At 53.5% G+C, this 20177-nt stretch carries 16 protein-coding genes; 5 read left to right on the top strand and 11 right to left on the bottom strand.

Annotation, left to right across the window (positions count from 1 at the left end; translation table 11 throughout):
* Positions 1-100 precede the first annotated feature (100 nt).
* Positions 101-511 carry a Dabb family protein gene (locus D568_RS0100790; RefSeq protein WP_020207647.1) on the top strand — a complete coding sequence of 137 codons (411 nt, stop codon included), beginning with the start codon at positions 101-103 and terminating at the stop codon, positions 509-511.
* Positions 512-580: 69 nt separating this feature from the next.
* Here the strand turns inward: D568_RS0100790 and D568_RS0100785 are convergent, their stop codons facing one another.
* The 8 genes from D568_RS0100785 to D568_RS0100750 all read right to left on the bottom strand — a co-directional run bounded on the left by D568_RS0100785 (position 581) and on the right by D568_RS0100750 (position 11096).
* Positions 581-2350, bottom strand: coding sequence for an SLC13 family permease (locus tag D568_RS0100785; protein ID WP_020207646.1), 1770 nt, complete (start codon positions 2348-2350; stop codon positions 581-583).
* A 189-nt stretch (positions 2351-2539) separates the two neighbouring features.
* Positions 2540-3268, bottom strand: a complete 729-nt coding sequence (locus D568_RS0100780; protein WP_020207645.1) for an energy transducer TonB — start codon at positions 3266-3268, stop codon at positions 2540-2542.
* A 371-nt stretch (positions 3269-3639) separates the two neighbouring features.
* Positions 3640-6339, bottom strand: a complete 2700-nt coding sequence (locus D568_RS0100775) for a TonB-dependent receptor domain-containing protein (RefSeq protein WP_020207644.1) — start codon at positions 6337-6339, stop codon at positions 3640-3642.
* Positions 6340-6499: 160 nt separating this feature from the next.
* Entirely contained in the window at positions 6500-8200 is a 1701-nt protein-coding gene (locus tag D568_RS0100770; RefSeq protein WP_020207643.1) for a hypothetical protein, read from the bottom strand.
* Positions 8201-8510: 310 nt separating this feature from the next.
* Positions 8511-9530, bottom strand: coding sequence for an ACR3 family arsenite efflux transporter (gene arsB, locus D568_RS0100765; RefSeq protein ID WP_020207642.1), 1020 nt, complete (start codon positions 9528-9530; stop codon positions 8511-8513).
* A 2-nt stretch (positions 9531-9532) separates the two neighbouring features.
* Positions 9533-10237 (bottom strand): arsenical resistance protein ArsH, encoded by a 705-nt coding sequence (gene arsH / locus D568_RS0100760; protein WP_020207641.1) that lies wholly within the window; start codon positions 10235-10237, stop codon positions 9533-9535.
* A complete protein-coding gene (locus tag D568_RS0100755) occupies positions 10230-10706 on the bottom strand; it encodes an arsenate reductase ArsC (protein ID WP_020207640.1) in 477 nt (158 codons plus the stop codon). The genes arsH and D568_RS0100755 overlap by 8 nt, the downstream gene beginning before the upstream one ends.
* 54 nt (positions 10707-10760) lie before the next feature.
* Positions 10761-11096, bottom strand: coding sequence for a metalloregulator ArsR/SmtB family transcription factor (locus D568_RS0100750; RefSeq protein ID WP_020207639.1), 336 nt, complete (start codon positions 11094-11096; stop codon positions 10761-10763).
* A gap of 102 nt (positions 11097-11198) precedes the next feature.
* Between D568_RS0100750 and D568_RS0100745 the strand changes: the two genes are divergently transcribed.
* Positions 11199-11567, top strand: a complete 369-nt coding sequence (locus tag D568_RS0100745; RefSeq protein ID WP_020207638.1) for a SpoIIAA family protein — start codon at positions 11199-11201, stop codon at positions 11565-11567.
* A gap of 2 nt (positions 11568-11569) precedes the next feature.
* Here D568_RS0100745 and D568_RS0100740 read toward each other — a convergent pair whose 3' ends face one another.
* Entirely contained in the window at positions 11570-12154 is a 585-nt protein-coding gene (locus tag D568_RS0100740; protein WP_020207637.1) for a DUF922 domain-containing protein, read from the bottom strand.
* A gap of 164 nt (positions 12155-12318) precedes the next feature.
* Here D568_RS0100740 and D568_RS18760 point away from each other — a divergent pair, with 164 nt between their 5' ends.
* The 3 genes from D568_RS18760 to serA all read left to right on the top strand — a co-directional run bounded on the left by D568_RS18760 (position 12319) and on the right by serA (position 16830).
* Entirely contained in the window at positions 12319-14658 is a 2340-nt protein-coding gene (locus D568_RS18760; protein ID WP_020207636.1) for a methyl-accepting chemotaxis protein, read from the top strand.
* Between the two features lie 48 nt (positions 14659-14706).
* The gene (gene tsaA / locus D568_RS0100730; RefSeq protein WP_020207635.1) at positions 14707-15435 is read left to right on the top strand and encodes a tRNA (N6-threonylcarbamoyladenosine(37)-N6)-methyltransferase TrmO; all 729 of its coding nucleotides are present in this window, start codon (positions 14707-14709) and stop codon (positions 15433-15435) included.
* A 165-nt stretch (positions 15436-15600) separates the two neighbouring features.
* Positions 15601-16830 carry a phosphoglycerate dehydrogenase gene (serA, locus tag D568_RS0100725; protein WP_020207634.1) on the top strand — a complete coding sequence of 410 codons (1230 nt, stop codon included), beginning with the start codon at positions 15601-15603 and terminating at the stop codon, positions 16828-16830.
* Between the two features lie 43 nt (positions 16831-16873).
* Here the strand turns inward: serA and D568_RS0100720 are convergent, their stop codons facing one another.
* On the bottom strand, positions 16874-18652 hold the full coding sequence (locus D568_RS0100720; RefSeq protein ID WP_020207633.1) for a coiled-coil domain-containing protein: 1779 nt from the start codon (positions 18650-18652) through the stop codon (positions 16874-16876).
* 95 nt (positions 18653-18747) lie between these two features.
* Positions 18748-20061 carry a TonB family protein gene (locus tag D568_RS0100715; RefSeq protein ID WP_020207632.1) on the bottom strand — a complete coding sequence of 438 codons (1314 nt, stop codon included), beginning with the start codon at positions 20059-20061 and terminating at the stop codon, positions 18748-18750.
* Positions 20062-20177: the final 116 nt, after the last annotated feature.

Genomic DNA, 20177 nt, shown 5'->3' with positions numbered 1-20177 from the left:
CTTGACCAACGCATGATTGCGCTGTCATTTCCCCTGCAAACAATAGTAAACTACACCACGACTCATCCCTTAACATTTAACAATCATAAGGAGAGCCTTTATGTCTAAAATAACCCGCCGCCAAGTATTAGGCGGTGCAGCAGCCCTTGGGGCGACAGCCGCAACGGGTTCTGCCCTTGCTCACGGTAATAACTCCGAGTCGCCAGCTTTGAAACATAATGTGTATTTTTGGCTAAAAAACCCGAACTCTACCGCAGACCGCGACGCTTTGATCGCAGGCCTTCGAACTCTGGCAGATATCCCGAGCGTTAAATACATCAGCATCGGTGTACCCGCCTCTACCGAAAAACGGGAGGTCGTGGACAACTCCTTTCAGGTATCGGAATTACTGATGTTTGAAAATGTTGAAGGCCAGGATGCTTATCAAGTACACCCTATTCATAAGAAATTTGTCGAGGACTGCAGCCATTTATGGGAGCGGGTAGTGGTTTACGACTCGATAGATGCGTAAATAAAAACCGATAGAAGGTGGGCTACCCTAACCGGGATTTCCCACCTTATTTATTCGCCCGAAATTCACTTACAACGTCAACGGCCACCCAATGGCCAATACAACCACCGTTGTCGCCCCGGTTAAAATACTCATGGGCAGCCCCGCCTTCACAAAATCAGTAAAGCGATAGCCGCCAGGCCCATACACCATCAGGTTGGTTTGATAGCCCAAGGGCGTCGTAAAACTTGCCGAGGCCGCCATCATCACCACCAACATAAAAGGCTCGGGGTTCAGGCTGGCTTTCTGGGTCATTTCCAGCACCACCGGTACCATCAAAATGGCGGCGGCGTTATTGGTAATCGACTCGGTCAGCAACCACACAGCGACATAGGTTAAAAATAAAATCAGCAGCGGGTGTCCCAAGCCGATGGTCAAAAGCCCCTCCGCCAACCATTGCGCTACACCGGTTTTGTACATGGCATTACCCAGCGCAAAAGACGCGGCAATGGTTAACAGCACCGTTGGGTCCAAACTTTTTTGCGCCTGCTGCGCCGAGCAGCAACCGGTGATCATCATAGCCGCAGCACCCAGCAACGCGGCATTTAACATGGACAACACACCAAAGGCGGCCGTCAGTACGATCGCCAGCAAAATCAACCAGGACAACAGCGCTCGCTGGTGACGCGGAGGCTCGGTTCCCAGATCACTGACCAGTAAAAAATCCTTGTTGTATTTCTGCCGACTCACAAACGCCGGGCGAGCCTCTAACAATAATGTATCGCCGGGCTTGAGCTTGATCGTGCTCAAATTACCCTGCACTCGCTCACCGTTGCGCGCCACCGCCAAAACCGCCGCGCCATAGCGCTCGCGAAATTGCGAATCGCGCACCGTCTGGTTAATACAGTGGCTGTGAGGCGAGATCACCGCCTCTACCAGGCGGCGTTCACGGCGCTCACTGGCAAGGGTGGGTTCGCCATCGGTTGAAGGCACAATACCTTTGATACGCAATAGGTCTGAAATGGCCTCGGTATTACCGGCGAACACCAGACGGTCCCCCGCCTGTAAGGCCTCTTCGGAGCTTACCGCGGGCACAATCGCACCCTGCCTTTCAATTTCTACCAGATAAATACGCTTTAGATTACGCAGTCCGGCCTCTTCAACGGTTCGGCCTACCAGTGGTCCATCCGAGGCCACCGCCACCTCAAGAGTGAATTCGCGCAGGTTTCCAAACAGGCCTTTTTCACGCCGATCGGGCAGACTTTTGGGAAACACAAAGTACATAAACAACATGCCGACAATCACCACCGGCAAGCCGACCAACGTAATCGAAAACAGAGAAAAACCGCTGTGCCCCGTTAACTCTTGATACTGACCATTGACCACCAGATTGGTACTGGTACCAATCAGCGTCAGTGTGCCGCCCAAAATGGCGGAGTAACTAAGAGGAATCATCAGCTTAGAGGCAGGCACATCAATACGCTTCGCCCAGGCGCGCACCGCCGGAATCATAGTGGCTACCACCGGGGTGTTGTTCAAAAAGGCACTGAGAAACGCCACCGGCAGACCGATACGCATCTGCGCGGCGCGCACGGTTTTAGGGTTACCGAGCACATGGGTGACCAATAAATCCACACCGCCGGAGCCATGAATACCCGCAGCCACCACAAACATGGCCGCCACCGTCAATACCCCATGATTGCTAAACCCGGCAAAGGCTTCGCCCGAGGTTAACACCCCCGTGACACTGAGAATGACCAGCACACCCATCATCACCAGATGCGCTGCAATCCGGGTAAATATCAGCGTAGCCAAGGCGCCAACCGCTAACCCCAGTGAGAGTAAACCCTGCCATTCCATTTTCTTCAGACCCAATTACAGACGATAAGGCGGCGAGGATACCGGAAGTTAGAAGCGGGGAAAAATAGTAAATTCTGCTAGGGTTATAACCACCCTGCATATCACTAATTTGTTAATAGAAATACGGAAAGTAAAAAAGGCCGCCCAAGTGGGCGGCCTTTAAGCTAGGAGCCAAACCTTGACAGGGGTTTATTCGGATCCTGGGTAGTTGATGACCGCAATGGTGTGCATATCTACCGCTTCGCTGCCGACAAAGCCTGGAATAAAACGAGACTTCTTCAGCGCGGTTTCAATGGTTTTGGCATCGCGGCGGGCGCGGCCGGCGGCTTCGACGGTACGTACTGATTTCACATTGCCATCGGCATTTACGTCTGCCACTACGCGGGCCAGGCGAGCATCATCAAAGAATGGCTGACCTTCACCGCTGGAGCTATAGGCTGAATACCAATCACCTTGGTCCAGGCGCTCTTGCGGGGCAATGTAGTCCACACCATATTCACGCTGCAAGGTACCCAGGTTAGGCAGCATCACCACGTTGGGCTGGCTGTCGTTACGTGAATAAACAACGCGGAAAGCCATGCGCACCGGTACGGCTTCGCCATCCACCAGAGCAGGGGTAAAACTCAAACCGTCCAGCGCGCGCTGGGTTTGACCCTGCAAATCATTGTAGGCGGCTTTATCAAAACAGGTTACATTACCGGCCACACCACTGGCGGCAATGTCAGCCTGGCAATAAACGGCTATAGTTCTATTGTCGGTGGCCATGGACTGTGGAATGGTCACTTTTTGGCTAACTTGGTCTACCGCACCACCAAAGGTAGCGGGTTGATACATGGAGCTGGCACTGCTTGAAAAGGGCAGAACGACTGCCAAAATCGCCAGTGAACCGAGCACTTTATTGGTTAGAAGTGATTTCATGCTCTAATCCTCTATTAAGAGTGGGGGTTATCCCCGGTATCAAGTAGCGCAACTGAGGTTTTGCAAGCAACGTCTCAATGTGCGCCGTTGATAACAGAATATCACCGGCAAAATCATACGATTGTTAATTTATTATTACAGAATTGTCTTTTTTCTAATTTTTCCTCCAAAAAGTCGATTTTTTCCACATTTAAAGGCCTATACAGGCCCTAACTTGCTCGTTTTATAAACAACTCACTGCAAGCTATAACAAAAGAATCTAAAAATACTGGCGGTTTTCCTGTTGATTGGACATAAAAAAGCCGCTGACCAGCAGCGGCTTTGTCACAATCCATTGCGTTATTGTCTTGCCTTCCGGCACATTCCAGGCTTTAGAACGAGTATTTAAAGTCCAGCCCGATGCCTGTGCCTTGCTCCTGTGTCAAAATCGTTACACTCTCGCCGCCAGAGTTCACTTGCTCGAACTCTCGATCCTGGTCCAACAGATTGCTGAGCTTAAACTTCATGCTCAACGTGTCCGTAGGATAGAAGGTGTACACCAAGTCCAGCGAGTGGTAAGGCTGCTCGTAAGCATCGTCATGACCATCCAATACAGCCGCGTAATACACCCGATCGCCAAATACGTTGTACAGCAGCGATGCCGTGTGCATACCGTCTTCGGAGTCGAAACCCAGCTGAGCGTTCATCACATACTCAGACTGACCGGTCATACGGCGCACCGTATTGGTAAAGCCCTGCCCTTCCGGGGAAACGATTTCGGAATCACTCAATGTCAGGTTACCGGAAACAAAGAAACCCGCGCCTATGTCTTTTAAGCCTTCAAACTCCAAACCGTAAATCTCACCCGATACAGCGTTGTAGTAAGTCAGCAAAATATCGTCATCCGAACCGGGCTGGCGCGCCTGCTCGATTGGGTTGGTGATATCTTTATAGAAAAAAGACACAGTGAAGTTATCGCCGCCAGGGTAAAACCATTCGGTACGCAGATCGAAATGGTCCAGCTCCGAGAACTGCAAGTTGGGGTTACCCACAACGCGCACGTCCAGCTCCGGGTCCAAATACTGCACATCGGAAACTTCCCGCAAATCGGGACGCACGACAGTCTGCGCCAGCGACGCTCGCACCTGGAAGTCGTCGGCACCCATAAAGCCCTGATCCATAAAGGTCAATGCTAAAGAGGGATACCAGCCGTCGTCTTTAACAACGTAGTTTTCCGGGTTTTCTACCAAGTCTTCGTTCAGATCAACAATAGACTCGCCGGTGTAATCCAGTAAGTCCACTGGCAACACAGCCTGACGAAAATCTTCGTAGCGAACACCACCGGTTAAACGCCAAACATAGTCGATGTTTAAATCAAACATACCGTAGGCGGCATCGGTTTTCTGTGCAGCAATGTAACTTTCCTTGCCCAACCCAGGATCCATAGTGAGATCAAAGTTGTAATCCAGATTGCCCAGGTTTTCATCACCCAAGACATGCCCGGGCGTACCGCTTAAAGCGTCGTTGCTCACCCCAGGGGCATTTATTGCTGCCGTGTAACCATAATAAGCACGGGTTTTGTCGCTGTAGTCGTAGCCACCCGACAGAGTTAACAGCGTATCGCCAAAATTAATCGGCAACTCTACGTCATACCCATAACTGGTGACATTATCTTCCAACTGCAGAAAACCAAAACTCGCCATGTTGGTGGTGGACTGCAGACGCGTCTCCAACACCTCACTGGTTTGAGGGTCAATCAGATTAGAAGCCTTAATATTCACTTCGTTAGGAATAGCGGTTTCTGCCCGTGAATCAGAGTAGTACCAATCTACGCCTAACTCATCGATGGCATCAGTCAGATCAAACTCGAAATTGTGATCACCCGTTACCTGACCAATGGTCAAACGACGTTCTTCGTAGCGAGTTTGATAATCCAACACCTGCGAACCATCAGACTGACGGTTGTTTGCATCATAGCCGCTGGAAATAGAGGCGCGATCTTCAATGTCAGTGATGTAAAAGCCACTGGCTTCGATGGTGTGCATTTCCTGAAAACTGAAACCGGCACTAAGGGCCGCCAACGTGCGGGTTTCTTCCGCCGTGCGCTGAACCTCAGAGTTCACTTCATCAGGATTACCAATCCCTTTTTTGGACTGGTTTTTGTTGCGCCACTGGTGATCGTAAGACAAGTTTGCCAGCGCGCCGATGCGCCAGTCATCACTCACGTTCCAGGAATTACCCAGCGATAACTTACCGCCGTAGTCTGGGTCCAGCGACTGCGGCGTAATTTCTACATCCCGGTCCAGACTCAGCATTAAATCGCGGTTGATCTGTTGCGCCTGAGCACGAACTTCAGAGGAAACCGACTGCCCCTGTCCGACCATGGTCTGAGCAATTTCATTGGTGGTGATATTGCCCTGGTACAGGGTGATGGCACGACTTAACTCTGCAGGAACGCCATTATCTACATCGCCGCCAGAATAAAAAATGCCGTCGTCGTTGTTAACGGTATTCCAACCCGTGCCGATAGACACATCAAACACAACATCGTCGGGCATACCCTTGGTGCGGATATTAACGTTACCGCCACCGAAAGTTGCGGGCAGATCCGGTGAAAATGCTTTTTGCACTTTCAACGTTTTCACAATAGTCGATGGAAATAAATCCAGCGGCAGAACATTACGAGTCAATTCCGGTGAAGGAACTGAAGCGCCATTTAAATTAACGCTGGAGTAGCGTTCACCCAATGAGCGAACGTAAACGTATTGATCGTCAACCACGGTCAAGCCTGTTACTCGACCAAGAGCCGAGGCAATATCGGCATCGCCGGCACGCGAGATTTGATCAAAACCAAGGACGTCGGCCGAGAAGGGCTGCTCAATACGCTCATCAATAATAGAATCGGACGCGCTCTGCAGGCGGCCGATGGTTAATACCTCTTCAATTACCGGCGCCTGAATCGCGGGCTGTGCATTCAACCCGTTATCTTCATCGTCACTTTGTGCCACAGCGCCCTGGCTGCTCAGCAAAGCGGCGGAGGCCGCGATAATCGCCAGACTGATCTGGCTTCGTTTGGTCGTAATTGTGCGCATTTTAAAAACCTTTTAGAGGCGGTTTTCCAAACGGTCTGGGTGTGACCCACCCCGCAGACGTTTTTCGTTTTGCCGGGTGGTGTGAGGGCTTAAAAAGCCCGGGGGTTTATCGCAAAAGGCGCCCCGGAAGGCGCCTTGCAATACAGCTGGCGCAGGTGGATTAGTTATCCAGGCCTACAGTCCAACCGGCAACCCAGTCGTTGTCAGCGCTAACCGCACCGATAAAGTCAACCGCGTCGAAGAAGTTGCTGGTACCGGCAGAACCAACCGCAGGAGCAGCGCCCGCTTCGAAAGTGTTTTCCAGCATAGTCACATCGTAAACATCAACGTTGATGGCACCACCGTTACCGTCAGTCATGCTGGCGGCAGTGATGTAAGCGCGTGGGTTGCTGTCCAGGCCTTCGATAACAACCGCAGGCAGGCCACCGGTTACGTTTTCATCGATAATGACGTTGTTGGTGTTCTCACCAGAGGTCAACCAGGCGTTAATGTCGAAGTCGCCGTTGGCAGGATCAACACCAGCTTTGGTCGCTTCGGTACAGGCGATTACGTTGCTCTTGGCAACAGACCAGCCACCGGTAGCAGCAAAGATAGTTTGTGGGCCTTCAGAATCGTCCAGCTCAAAACATTCGTTAGAAGCCATGCCAGAAGCGTTTGAAGTCACGATAGAGTTATACATCTCGAAGTGCGCACCTTCGCGGTACAACACACCTTCAGAGCTACCTTTAGAGCTTGGGTTCTCACCTTCGTTTTCACCTACGTTTGAGGTGATACAGGTCATGTTAGAGATACGACCTTTGGTGAAAGGCTCCAGATCATCGGCACGGCCGCCACCAGTGTTGTCCGCTTCGATGCAGCGGTTGGCACCAGAAGTGTGAGTAACCAGAGCGTACTGAATGTTACCTACCCAGCCTTCAGAGAAGTCGATAGAGTCGTCGCCCACGTTAACCGCAACAACGTTTTTCAGATCAACCGCACCACCGAACATTTCAAAACCATCGTCCTGAGTGGTGTAAGTTTGTACGTACTCAATCTCGGTGCCAGAACCCACTGCGTTCAGGGTCAGGCCGTTCAGCTCAGAACCATCAACCACTTCAAAACCAGCGTGCTTGATAACAACGTAACGCAGGATACCGCTGCTCTCGCCGTTGTTGTTACCACCGTAAGTGGCTGGGCGACCTTCGGCAGTAATGTGACAGTTGTGAACATTGTTAGCAGTTGCTTCGCGCTGCTCATCAGTACACTTGTTGGTAATACCATTACCGTTAATCTGTACACCGCCCCACAGGCCACGATCAGATTCGTCGGCTGCATTGTCGCGCAGGTCTTGTACCGCAGAGAAAACGATCGGCGCATCGGCAGTACCTTCGGCAATGATTGAAGAGCCGCGAGCGATACGAACGTAATCGTTAGAAGAAGAGAAAGCGATTTGTGCACCGGCTTCAATGCTCAGTGACGGGCCGTCACCTTCTTGCGGAATAGAAGTGCCGTTAGCAGCCTGGCTGGCGTCTACGTCTTCACCTACCCACAGGCTGTTTTCGAAAATGTGTAAACCGCCATCCAGCGCTGGGATGTTCAGGTCAACAGTAAGGGGGTTGGTATCACTTACGAAAGAAGCGCCGTAAGTACAGTTGCCATCGGCGAAGTTACCTTGACGAGTTTGACCATTTTGCTCGTAAGTCGCACATGGGTTTTCATCACCGCTACCACCGCCGGTGTTGTCGTTGTTGTTGGTGGTGTTGTTGGTGGTGTTGTTTGAGTCAATCACAGTGTTTGACGGATTCAGCTCGATGTCACCGCCACCACAGCCAACCAAAACAGCGGCCAATACGTTTACGCTTACCAGGGTCTTGATATTCATAAATTCCAACTCTCCCCAAGTGGATAGTTTGTCAAATTGCTTTGCAGGCAATATTGCCTGCAGTGAGTAATCAGTAGCACGGTGTGCTCAGTCCATGGCTGACTGAAAAGGCTCTTGCGATCTAACGCGCCTCATTCGAGCCGTGTGCTCATGTGGCGCTTATGGTTGATGAGATTTATGAAGGTCGCGTGACAGAAATATGAAGGTTTTGTTTCAGCAACTAAGAGGGGGTTTTTTTATAGCAAACGATAAGGCGGGGCGAGTATGTGACCACTAACTCCTTGTGGCCACATGTTAAAAATTGTACAAATCAGGGCTGCGCAAACCAGCCTCGGGTGCGGTTCGCAAAGGCCACCAGCGACAACATAACCGGTACCTCGACCAACACCCCCACCACCGTCGCCAAGGCCGCACCCGAGTGCAACCCAAACAACGAGATGGCAACAGCCACCGCCAGCTCAAAAAAGTTTGAGGTGGCAATCATACAAGCGGGGGCCGCCACCTCGTGACGCAACTTGAGCTTATGCGCCGCCCAATAAGCCAGGGCGAAAATGCCATAGGTTTGAATCAACAGCGGTATCGCAATCAACACAATCGCTAAAGGTTCAGCCAGAATTCGCTCGGCTTGCAACGCAAACAACAGAACAACGGTTGCCAACAGCCCCAAAATAGATAACGGCTTACAGCGCTGTAAAAACCCCTCTAAGGCCCCACTGCCTTTTTTCAGTAGCAGGTGACGCGCGAGCATACCGGCGGCCAAAGGCAAGACAACGTACAGCAGTACAGACAGCATCAATGTCTGCCAGGGCACAGCGATATCCGTAACCCCCAGCAACAAAGCCGCAATAGGGGCAAAAGCCACCACCATAATTAAATCGTTAACCGACACCTGAACCAAGGTGTAAGTGGCATCGCCACGGGTTAAATGACTCCAGATAAACACCATCGCCGTGCAGGGGGCCACCCCCAGTAAAATCATCCCGGCGATGTATTCCTGCGCGGTTTCAGGCTCAACCAAACCTGCGAAAATATAGTGAAAAAACAGCACGCCAATGGCGGCCATGGTGAACGGTTTAATCAGCCAGTTGATAGCGAGCGTCAGAAGTAGCCCTTTAGGGTCTTTGCCCACATCTTTCACCGAGGCAAAGTCCACCTGCACCATCATCGGAAAAATCATCAGCCAAATCAGCACTGCTACAGGCAAATTAACCCGCGCCCACTCTAGCGACGCCACCGCCGCAAAAAAGCCCGGAAATAAACTGCCAAGCGCCACACCACCGGCGATGCCCGCAGCCACCCAAAGGGACAAATAGCGTTCAAAAACACCCATGCTTAAATCTCCTTTTGATTCACGCGCTTGGAAAGTTCAGCGGCAGACTCCACTCGCTCGGAGTATCGGTCCACCAAATAGTCTTCGCGGCCTTGCACCAGCAAAGTAAATTTCATCAGCTCTTCCATCACATCGACAATGCGGTTGTAGTAACTGGAGGGCTTCATGCGGTCGTTGTCGTCGAACTCTAAAAACGCCTTGGCCACCGACGACTGATTGGGAATGGTCAGCATACGCATCCAACGGCCAAGTACCCGCAACTGATTCACCACATTAAACGACTGCGAGCCGCCGCACACTTGCATCACCGCCAAGGTTTTACCCTGGGTTGGGCGCACCGCTCCCACACTTAAAGGAATCCAGTCGATCTGTGCTTTCATAATTCCGGTCATGGCGCCATGGCGCTCGGGTGAACACCACACCATGCCATCGCACCACATGGCCAGCTCGCGCAGCTCGGCCACCTTGGGGTGGTCGGCCTCTTCGCTGTCCGGCAAGGGCAGCCCTGCCGGGTTAAAAATTCGCGTTTCAGCACCAAACTCCCGCAGTAAGCGCTCTGACTCTTCAACCACTAACCGACTGAACGAGCGCGGCCGTAACGAACCATACAGGAGTAATATTTTAGGAGGGCGGGCACCCGAGGCGGCCAAGGCCTCTTTATCAATTGCCCGCAAAGCCTCGCTTTGAATATTGGGCAAGTCAGTCACGATAGACCTCCTGTTCGCCCACCTGATTTGCCAGGCTTGTTAACTCAGCGGGAGTTAACTCTTCCAAAGGTGCCTTTAACAAGGCCGCCACCCGGCGCTCCAGCACATCCACCACCGCATCAAACGCGCTGGCGGGCTCTGCCGCACGAGACGGATCGGGCAAACCCCAGTGAGCTTTAGCCGCATCACCCATCCACAGAGGGCAAGCCTCACCCGCTGCACTGTCGCACACGGTAATCACCAAGTCGGGCTCGTAATCGGCAAAGTCATCCCAGCTCTGGCTTTTTAAACCCTCGGTGCTGACGCCCTTGCCCTGTAAATATTCAAGGGTCAGTGGGTGAATACGCCCTGCCGGCTGACTGCCCGCACTGGCCGCCCCTAACCGGCCTGCGCCCAAGCGATTCGCGGTCACTTCTGCCAGCACACTGCGGCAGGCGTTGTGAGTACATACAAACAATAATTTTTTCATTCTGACTCCCCTTTTAAATATATGGTTTTTCGCATATTTAAGTGTAAAAAATTTTCAGTCGCAGCAACTGGCCTGGCTTTCGCTTTTACCTAATCGCACTAAAGCCGGTTTTAAATACACTGAGTTGCCCTCGGCCGCCTGCCCAATAACGGCCGCAGCCCAGGCAGGTAACTGAGGGTTCAGCCGGTAGTACATCCACTGCCCTTCACGGCGCGTCAATAAAATCCCACACTCGCGCAGCTGCGCTAAATGGCGCGACACCTTGGGTTGGCTCTCGCCAATAGCGTCTACCAGATCGCAGACGCAGAGCTCGCCCTTGTGCTGCAATAACAGCACACAATGCAAACGGGTATCGTCCGCTAAACATTTAAAAAAACTGACAGGGCTCATAAAAATCTCCGACCGCTACACAGCCACCATATACGAAAAAACATATATACACAATACGCGCTATACTGGCGCAAAATGAAAGGGAAGACCAAGGAGAACACAATGAATGTACACGGATTGCAGATAGGGATAACCCGGCATGAAAACCGTTTTTTGCTCAACCTGAGAATCACCGGAAAGCTCACTCATGAGGACTACGAGAAAATTGTCCCCATCCTCAATAATGCCATTGCCGACCTGGAAGATCCGGAAATCTACGCACTGGTAGACGTAAGCGAATTTCAGGGGTGGGAGCTACACGCCGCCTGGGACGACCTTAAGCTGGGGTTGAAACACGGCAGTCACTTTCACAAAATTGCGATTCTCGGCAACCAACGCTGGCTGGATATGGCCAGCCGCGTTGGCAGTTGGTTTACCGAGGGGCACGTAAAACACTTTGACCGCTTAGACGAAGCCCTGGCCTGGCTATAACGTTATTCTTCCTCAGGCACCACCACCCCTTGCTGAGCACCATAATCGGTCATTTCATCAAAGGCTTTTTCTTTATCCCGGTGCTCGGCAACAATGGCCTCGGCAATGGAATCGGCGCGCGCCTCTAACTCATCGCAGTCGGCAGCTGCGCCAAGCTGGCTCAGCTGTAATTCAATTTTATTGGCAGCCTGAATTGCCACTACATAGTGTCCCACCAAGTGGCGCTGCAAGCGTTCAACGTAAGCATTGAAACGCTCCTGCACCTCGGCACTGGCACTCACCATCTGCGGCAACTGCATCTGCGTATCAAGATCAACGGTAACCGACGCCACCTCACAGGCCGACTCGGACTGCGAAAAATCCAGGTGCCAGCGTAACGACCAGTGATTATATCCGTGCAAGGGGCGCTCACCCTGTTCAATCGGTGTCGCGGCATTCAGGCTTTCTGCCAGTGTCATATCAGCGGTAATTGGGTCTGGCACATCGTAGTAAATGTAATCCAGCATTTCGCGCACCTCGGCTCTGCAGGTCGAGGCCAGTAAAAGCAGGCAACACACTCGGGCCAAGACAGTCGCTTTTACACTCATAAACCGCACCCAATAACTTGACGATTTTCCATCTCTTTACTCCTGTTTTGAGCAACTGCCGACTCATTGACGCTCACTTTCATTAAATAAACCTCATTTATAGCAGCGTTGCAAAAGTGTCATAAAACCCACCTATGTTGTCGCCAGAATCACCGGAGGTAACTGTGAAAATATCCACTCGCTTAATGCTGGGGGCTATAGCCCTGACTGTATTTGCCGTCATAGGGTCGGCCGGCACTACAGGTATCCTGGCACTTAAAGACAGCTCAAACGCTATCGAAACCACTCTCAAAAATCAGTTTCACGCCATTGCTTTGGGGCGAGAGGCCGCCGTGCAATCCAGCCTTAACCACTATCAGGATTTGCTCAATTCTCTGGCCAATGGCCGCATGACTCAAGATGCAGCCTATGGTTTTGTGCGGCCCTTTGACTCCTACCGCTACGAGGTGGGCATTATGGACAAAAATGCCCTCAGCAGCGAGCTGGCCCAATGGTACCAAAACGAGTACACCCCGTTTCATCAGCGTAAAAGCGATGGCGTGACCCCTGCTGTCGGGCAATGGCTAGAACAAATGGCCTACGAGGCGCAGTTGCTGCAACACTTCTACCTGCAAACCAACCCCGGCTGGCCCGATAAGCTGGCCGATATGACTGACCGCAGTGATGCCACAATCTACGGCCAGCAGCATCGCAAGTACCACGCCAGCTACCACGATGTTATCCAGCGCTTTGGCTTCAGTGATTTAATGCTGGTGGATCACAGCGGCCTGCGGGTGATTTACTCAGTGAGCAAAGGCCCGCACCTGGGCACATCCCTGCAACAAGGACCGTTTCAGAATTCTGCACTAGCACACACCGCCAAAGACCTGCAGCAAAACCCACAGCGCTTTATTGTTTCTGAATTTGAGCACAGCCCTTTCCAGCAAGGCGAACTTTCACTGTACGTGGGTGTTGCCGTATATCACAACGCTCACAGCCCCGAGCGTCCGGTGGGCTACCTGATTGCGCAAATCCCAGCGAGTCGATTCGAAGCCCTGCTCTCTAACAACCGCCAATGGCGGGACTTGGGCCTGGGCCAAACCGGTGACATCTATATGGCAGGCCCGCAAGGGCAGGTGATTACCGATTTACGCGCCCATCAACAAAACCCCAGGGCGTTCACCCAGATGCTGCACAGCGCGGGCCTGAGCCACCAGGCTGCAGATATTGAACGCACAGGCACCAGTGCTGGTTGGTTACAGCTAAACACTCAGCCTGTGATAGCCGCCACGTCAGGCACCGCCGGCACAGACCTGGCCCAGGATTATGCCGGGCGCGAGGTCTACACCGCCTGGCAACCCCTGACAATGGGTGAAAACACTTACGCCCTGATCGTGCAACAAGAGCCAAGTGAAGTCTTTGCCGCCTTACACGAATTGCGCGCACGCGTGGGGGCCAGTATCGCCGCCGCTGCGCTGGTCTTGATTGCTCTGGCAGCTCTGGCCGCTTTCTTTTTCTCGCGCTATTTAGCCAGACCCATGAGCGAGCTTTCTTACCACATTGAAACCACCGCCCGCACGCGAGATTTAAGCACCACCTTCGATACCTCGCGCAGCGACGAAGTCGGCGACATCAGCCGCAGCTTAAACAGCTTGTTTGCCAGTTTGAGCGATACCCTGGCCGGGGTGATTGCGTCCACCCGCGACTCCGCCGCCACCGCCGAAGAAAACGCCACCACCAGTGCCAGCTGCCGAGCCGACGCACAAACTCAAAGGCGCGAAATGGGGCAGATGGACTCAGCGCTGAATCAGGTCGAAAAATCTCTGCAACAAATGCATCAGGACCTACAAGAAACCGCCAGCCAAAGCCATGCCGCCAGCCAGGAAGCACGCGCTGGCAAGCACCAAATGGGCGACGTGGTGGATCAAGTCACCCGATTGCAGGCCCACATCAGTTATTCCGGCGAAAGCATGCAGGCACTCAGCTCGGCCGCCGACGATATAGTCGCGGTGGTCGATACCATTAAAGGCGTGGCCGAGCAGACAAACCTGCTGGCGCTCAATGCGGCCATTGAAGCGGCCCGTGCGGGTGAGCACGGCCGAGGCTTTGCCGTAGTTGCCGATGAAGTGCGACGCCTGTCGGCCAGCACCCACGATGCCACCGGCGAGATTCAGGCCTTGATTGACCGGCTGCGTGAAACCGTCACCTCCACCGCCTCGGGCCTGGCCACCGAGCGCGACAGCGCCGCCCACTGCGTGGATTACGCCAGCGCTGCGCAGCAATCACTCAGCAATATTCAGCGCTCCGTAGCGGATATTGAAAACGTGATAACCACCATCGCCGAGAGTTCAAAAGGGGAATACGATCGCGCACAACAGGCACGTGGCTCGCTGACCCAGGTGCTGGAGACCGTCGAACACACCGACACCTCCATCGCCGAGCTTGCCGACAGCGCCGAGCGCCAAAGAGCACTGGCGCAAACCACGCTGGAAAACGTCAGCCGCATTCGGGTAGCGCAGCACTAAGCCACATGGTTTACACTGCCGCTTTTAGCGCGGCAGTCACGGCAAACTATGTCTTACACCCTCGAGCCCATCGGCGTTGTGTACTCTTGTTTTACCACCAAGTTTGGCATCCCCCGCCAAAGTGGGCTCGCCCGCGCGGCCAAGGCCACCATTGAGTTTTACCCGCCCTTCGATCAGGCCAGCGCATTTTCCGGGTTAAGCCAGTGCTCACACCTGTGGGTAGAGTTTATTTTTCACGAATTTCACATCAGCGAGTTCCGCCCGCGGGTGCGCCCACCGCGTCTGGGAGGCAACCAGACCTTAGGCGTCTTCGCCACCCGCGCGCCCAACCGCCCCAACCGCCTGGGGCTGTCGGTGGTCAAGCTGGAGCACGTCGAAATTGAAAAAGGCAAAGCGCGGCTGCACATCAGCGGTCACGACTTGTTGAACGGCACACCGGTTATCGACATCAAACCCTATGTGCCCTATGCCGACAGCCTGCCCGAGGCGCAAAACACTATTGCCCCAGCACCACCGGCGTTAATTCCCGTGCGTTTTAGTCCGCAGGCACTGGAGCAATGCAACCACGAGGGCACCCGCCTGGGCCAGGCGCTGCAACCGTTAATCGAGCAACTGCTGGGGCAAGACCCCCGCCCTCAGTATCAAACGCCCGACCCCGCACGGCGCTACGCCATGACGCTGTTTGATCTGGATGTGGCCTGGCACTATTGGCTGGAGGGGGATACACACGGGGTAGAAGTGGTCAGCGTAAACCGGGTAACAGTGCCAAAAGGATAGCGGTGACCAAGCCAACTGGGTTGCTCACCCCGCCGCACTCACGGGTTGCGCACTCTGCACCCTCGCAGGCAAAACGTGTCTGACGTAGGGGCTGCATTTATGCTATTATCGCGCGCTTTTCCTACCCCCTAAATCCATTCGCCGCAAGCTGAGGTCTGACCGACTATGGCCAAGAAGTCACTGGACAAAAGCAAGATTAAATTTCTGCTGTTAGAGGGCGTGCATCAAAGCGCCATCGAAACCCTGCACGCCGCCGGTTACGAGAACATCGAATACCTGAAAACCGCCTTGTCCGAGGACGATTTGATTGAAAAGATCAAAGACGCCCACTTTGTCGGTCTGCGCTCGCGCACCCAGCTCACCCGCCGGGTGTTTGAAAACGCGCCCAAGTTGATTGCCGCAGGCTGCTTCTGCATCGGCACCAACCAGGTGGATTTGCAGGCCGCGCAAGAGCACGGCGTGGCGGTCTTTAACGCGCCCTATTCCAACACCCGCTCGGTTGCCGAGTTGGTGGTGGCCGAAGCCATCTTGATGATGCGCGGTATCCCCGAGAAAAACATTGTTTGCCATCGCGGCGGCTGGTTAAAGTCGGCGGCGGGCTCTTACGAGATTCGCGGCAAAACCCTGGGCCTGATCGGCTACGGTTCTATCGGCAGCCAAACCAGTGTGCTGGCCGAATCCATGGGCATGAAAGTCAAGTTTTACGACGTAGTCGCCAAGCTGCCCTTGGGCAACGCCTCGCAGGTGCGCTCGCTGGATGAGCTGCTGCAAAGCGCCGACATTATCAGCTTGCACGTCCCGGAAACCGGCTCGACCAAAAACATGATTGGCGAGCGCGAACTGGGCATGATGAAAAAAGGCGCCTACTTAATTAACGCCTCGCGCGGCACCGTGGTGGACATTGACGCCCTGGCTGCGGCGGTGAAAAACAAACACATCGCGGGCGCCGCGATTGATGTGTTCCCGGTTGAGCCCAAAGGCAACGACGACGAATTTGTCAGCCCATTGCGCGGCCTGGACAATGTCATCCTCACGCCGCACATCGGTGGCTCCACCCAAGAGGCCCAGGAAAATATCGGTGTAGAAGTGGCCGAAAAACTGGTGCGCTACTCGGATAACGGCACCACCATTACTTCGGTTAACTTCCCCGAGGTGGCCCTGCCCGAACACCCCCACGCTCACCGCCTGCTGCACGTGCACGCCAATGTGCCCGGCGTGCTGTCGGCCATTAACCGCGTGTTCTCCGATAACGACATCAATATTTCGTCGCAGTATTTGCAAACCAACGACAAAGTCGGTTATGTGGTGCTGGATGTGCACTCGCCCTACAGTGAAACCGCGCTGGAGCAGCTGCGCAGTATTGAAGGCACCATTCGCTGCCGCGTGTTGTTTTAATCGACCGGCTACGGCCCAGCCAGAAAATCTGCTGGGCCGGTTTTTATTGCCTTTCCAACTCTTCTAATGTTTCGGCAAGCTTGGCAATTTCGCCGTCAACCGCCCCACCGTTTTGCAGCAACAAGGTAAAACGTTCACTGGCCTCTGCGATTGCCGTTTCAAAAACCTCGCGCAATTCCGGCTCCATTTCCGATGCCGCTACCAACTGGCGCAATTCAATAATCAAGTTGCTCACCAAAGCGCGTGCCTGCTCGGTCCCATAGGCGTATTGAATTTCAATGTTCGACACACTTTCTTTTATGCTTGCAGCAAACACACCAATTTGCTGTTGAAAATGAGCCAGTTTTTTTAAATCTGCCAAATGCTCCAACTGCAACTTGATAAACGCCGCCAACAAACTGAGTCGCTCAAGCAAATGCTCGGCGTCAATGGCGTCCCTCATGACCGGTGCAAAATACACTCGCAGCGGGCCACTCACCGCGATGGTGCCTGTATCACTTTGCGTGTGAGATTCATCAGCGGCAGCGCCCGACAACCAAGACTTAATGTGCGCGTCATCGCGCTCTGAACCATTGTAAAAACTCTCTTCGGACTCATCGGTCAGCAAAAAGGCCGCCTGCCAACCAAGCTGGTTAAAAACCGAAATCAATAACGCGGCAATACCCTGCCTGGACGTTTGCAAAACCACATTCGCCGCAAAGTACTTTAACTGCTGCAAAACAGGATCGGCCTCTACCACCGGGTCCGCACTCTGGTGCGACAGCTTTTCCTGTAAAAAATCCACCTCACTTTCCAAGGTGGCAACGCAAGACTCTGTTTCGCGTACCAGCTTCTCTAAACGTTGCACCTCTTCACTATCGCCCTCGTGCTCCTGTTCCTCCATTGCACGACGCAAGCATTGCAACTCTTTGCGCAGCTGAACAATGGTCTGGCGCTGCATTTTATTGTTACTGCGCAGCTGCTCCATCAACTCAAACTGTGCCTGCTGCTGCGAAGCCTGCTTCATTTCATGCACATAGCTCTGTGAATCACTGGCAAGGTCATGCAGCTCGGCAATATGCCCAAGCACCGGGCGCTTATCCTGATACAGCTCGGCCGCATCCTCTTCAACATAGTGGTGCAGTTGCTCAACAAGACCATGGTGCTTTTGTTGCGCCTGCAACAACTGGGTTAATTCCGCACCCGGGAGCGCCTTGCGTAATTGTCGCATCAGGCTCTGATACTTATCCCGATAGCCTCCCAACTGTTCAAGGCGCTTGGCAAAGGCAGAGTTTTCACGCTGTAGGTGTTTGTTTTCATCCTCAACCTTACGTAGCGCTTTCACCCGCTGGCGCAGTAACGTGACTTGGTCAGGCTCTTGGGCAACCACCGGTTTGGCATTGTTCAACAACACCGTAATCAGCTGCGCCAGACGCTTCTCGAGCGTAAGCCATACACGCGCTTCGGTATCCTGCTGTGCAGCGGCTTCCTCGGCCTGCAAATACTGGTAGCGCACCGAAGCGATTCGGGCACTGAAGGGATCGTCTTGCGAATAATCGCCCAGAGTTTTTCCGGTTAAATGTTGATAGCGCTGCAAGGTCTGCTCACACAGCGTGCGCCAGGGGTGCTCTAAAGAAGGGGGCGAGGCTATCGTTTCCGGTTGCGCCGCAGGTAGGTCGGTACGCACAGGCGGGCGAGAGCTTCTCATACGGCGGCAGGCATCCATTAAGCGCCCGCATTGCTTGCGCAGGCGCCATACCCACCAACACAGCACCCCACATATAACTAACATCAGGGCGATAAACTGCAACAAAACAATGACCAGGGTGCTTGATTCGAGCATAGACGACCTCGTGAGCAATGCCCTGAGTATAGTAGCCCCAAGCCCCCGGACAACCCCGCTTAACGCCTCGTCGCCGGTCGTTTCTTTATTACGGCTTAACTTTTTTCCAGCATAAAGGTAATGGGAAACACAAATTCAAAATGCTCGGCGCGCAGCGCTTTGGGTATCGCCGGGTAAGGTGCTGACTTTTCAATGGCCTTTTCCACCGCGTCGTCTAATTGCTTATACCCGGACTCTAACAGCGGCTGCATATCAATCAGCTCACCCTCAGCATTAATCACTACAGCCATCCGCACACTGCCGGTTTGCTGCAATTTCATCGCGCGGCGCGGGTACTTAATGTGAGCATGGGTCAGCTGCACCAGCTGCGCTGTATAGTCCTGCAAAATGTGTAACGATTCGGCCGAAAAGTTGGGTAAATCTTCCTCGGCTTCGTCGGCCTTTTCGCTTTGCGCTAAACGGTTGGCTGATTCGGACTCGGTGCTGCGAGCGGTAGCGGCAGAAGACGTAGACGCCTCGGCCTGCTCAAGGGTGGGCTCGGGGGCCACATCTGTCTCGGTTGCGGCGAGCGTAGTGACAGGCGTATTGGTAGGCGTAGCAACAGGCTGAGCCACAGGCGCGGCGGCCAATACCGGTACATCAATCGGTGCGCTGGCTTCGGGCACTGCGGCCACACTGGCCAAGGCCGCTTCACTCACGGCGCTGTCACTGGCCGGTTGTGACGAGGTGGCCAGCTCTGTCGGCGCCGCTACTGGTTCTATTTCCGTCGTCTCGGCAGGCTTTTCTTCCATGGGCTCCAACCAAGCCGCTACGGCTTCACTGCGCTCGGGCGAAGGCTCAATCTGACGAAACCGCTCCACATCCGCGGGGTTACTCTGCCCCAGCAGTGCCGCTTTAAAGTCTGTACTGGGCGGGACCGAACCAATCCAGCCAAGCAGCAATAGATTAAAAAAATTCGGGTCTTCAATATCCGCCAAGGTATGACCATTCAAATACACCACAACGCCACTGGCGTCGGTTTTCTCGCTTAGCGTCAGGACATCACCTGTGCGTAAGCTGCCCTTCAGGGTATTAAAAAAGCTGGCCAGTGAATTCGCGCTGTCACGCTGTAGCTGCGGGCTCGCGTTAATGGCAATGCTTTGCAGAAACAAGCGGGACAACTTACCGGCGGTCATGCGGTCGGCGGTAAACTTAAATTCCATGGCCCGACTGCCCGAGGTATTAATAACCTCTTGCGCGCTGGTTACATAAGCGGGTACAAATAAGCCCATCAAAAACGCTTCGCGCTCCAGCTCAATATAAGGCGCAACCCCCAAGGGTGCAGACGGCGATCTATCCTGTTGCGCAAACGCGCCCGAAGATAAAACCCAAACACATAAAACGACGAAAAGTCTGCTTTTTACTTCCATATTAAGCTCAGAAATTGAATATTGGCGGCAGCGTATTATGAGTATTGGTTATTATCGTTTTATGACAACACACTTTCGCCAGAAGGCCAGAATCGCGTTACAGTAGCCGACTGAAA

It is taken from the genome of Gilvimarinus chinensis DSM 19667, from assembly GCF_000377745.1.
Lineage (GTDB): Bacteria > Pseudomonadota > Gammaproteobacteria > Pseudomonadales > Cellvibrionaceae > Gilvimarinus > Gilvimarinus chinensis.
Note: the sequence above shows the minus strand (reverse complement) of the source record. Positions and strands in the feature narration are given on the sequence as shown.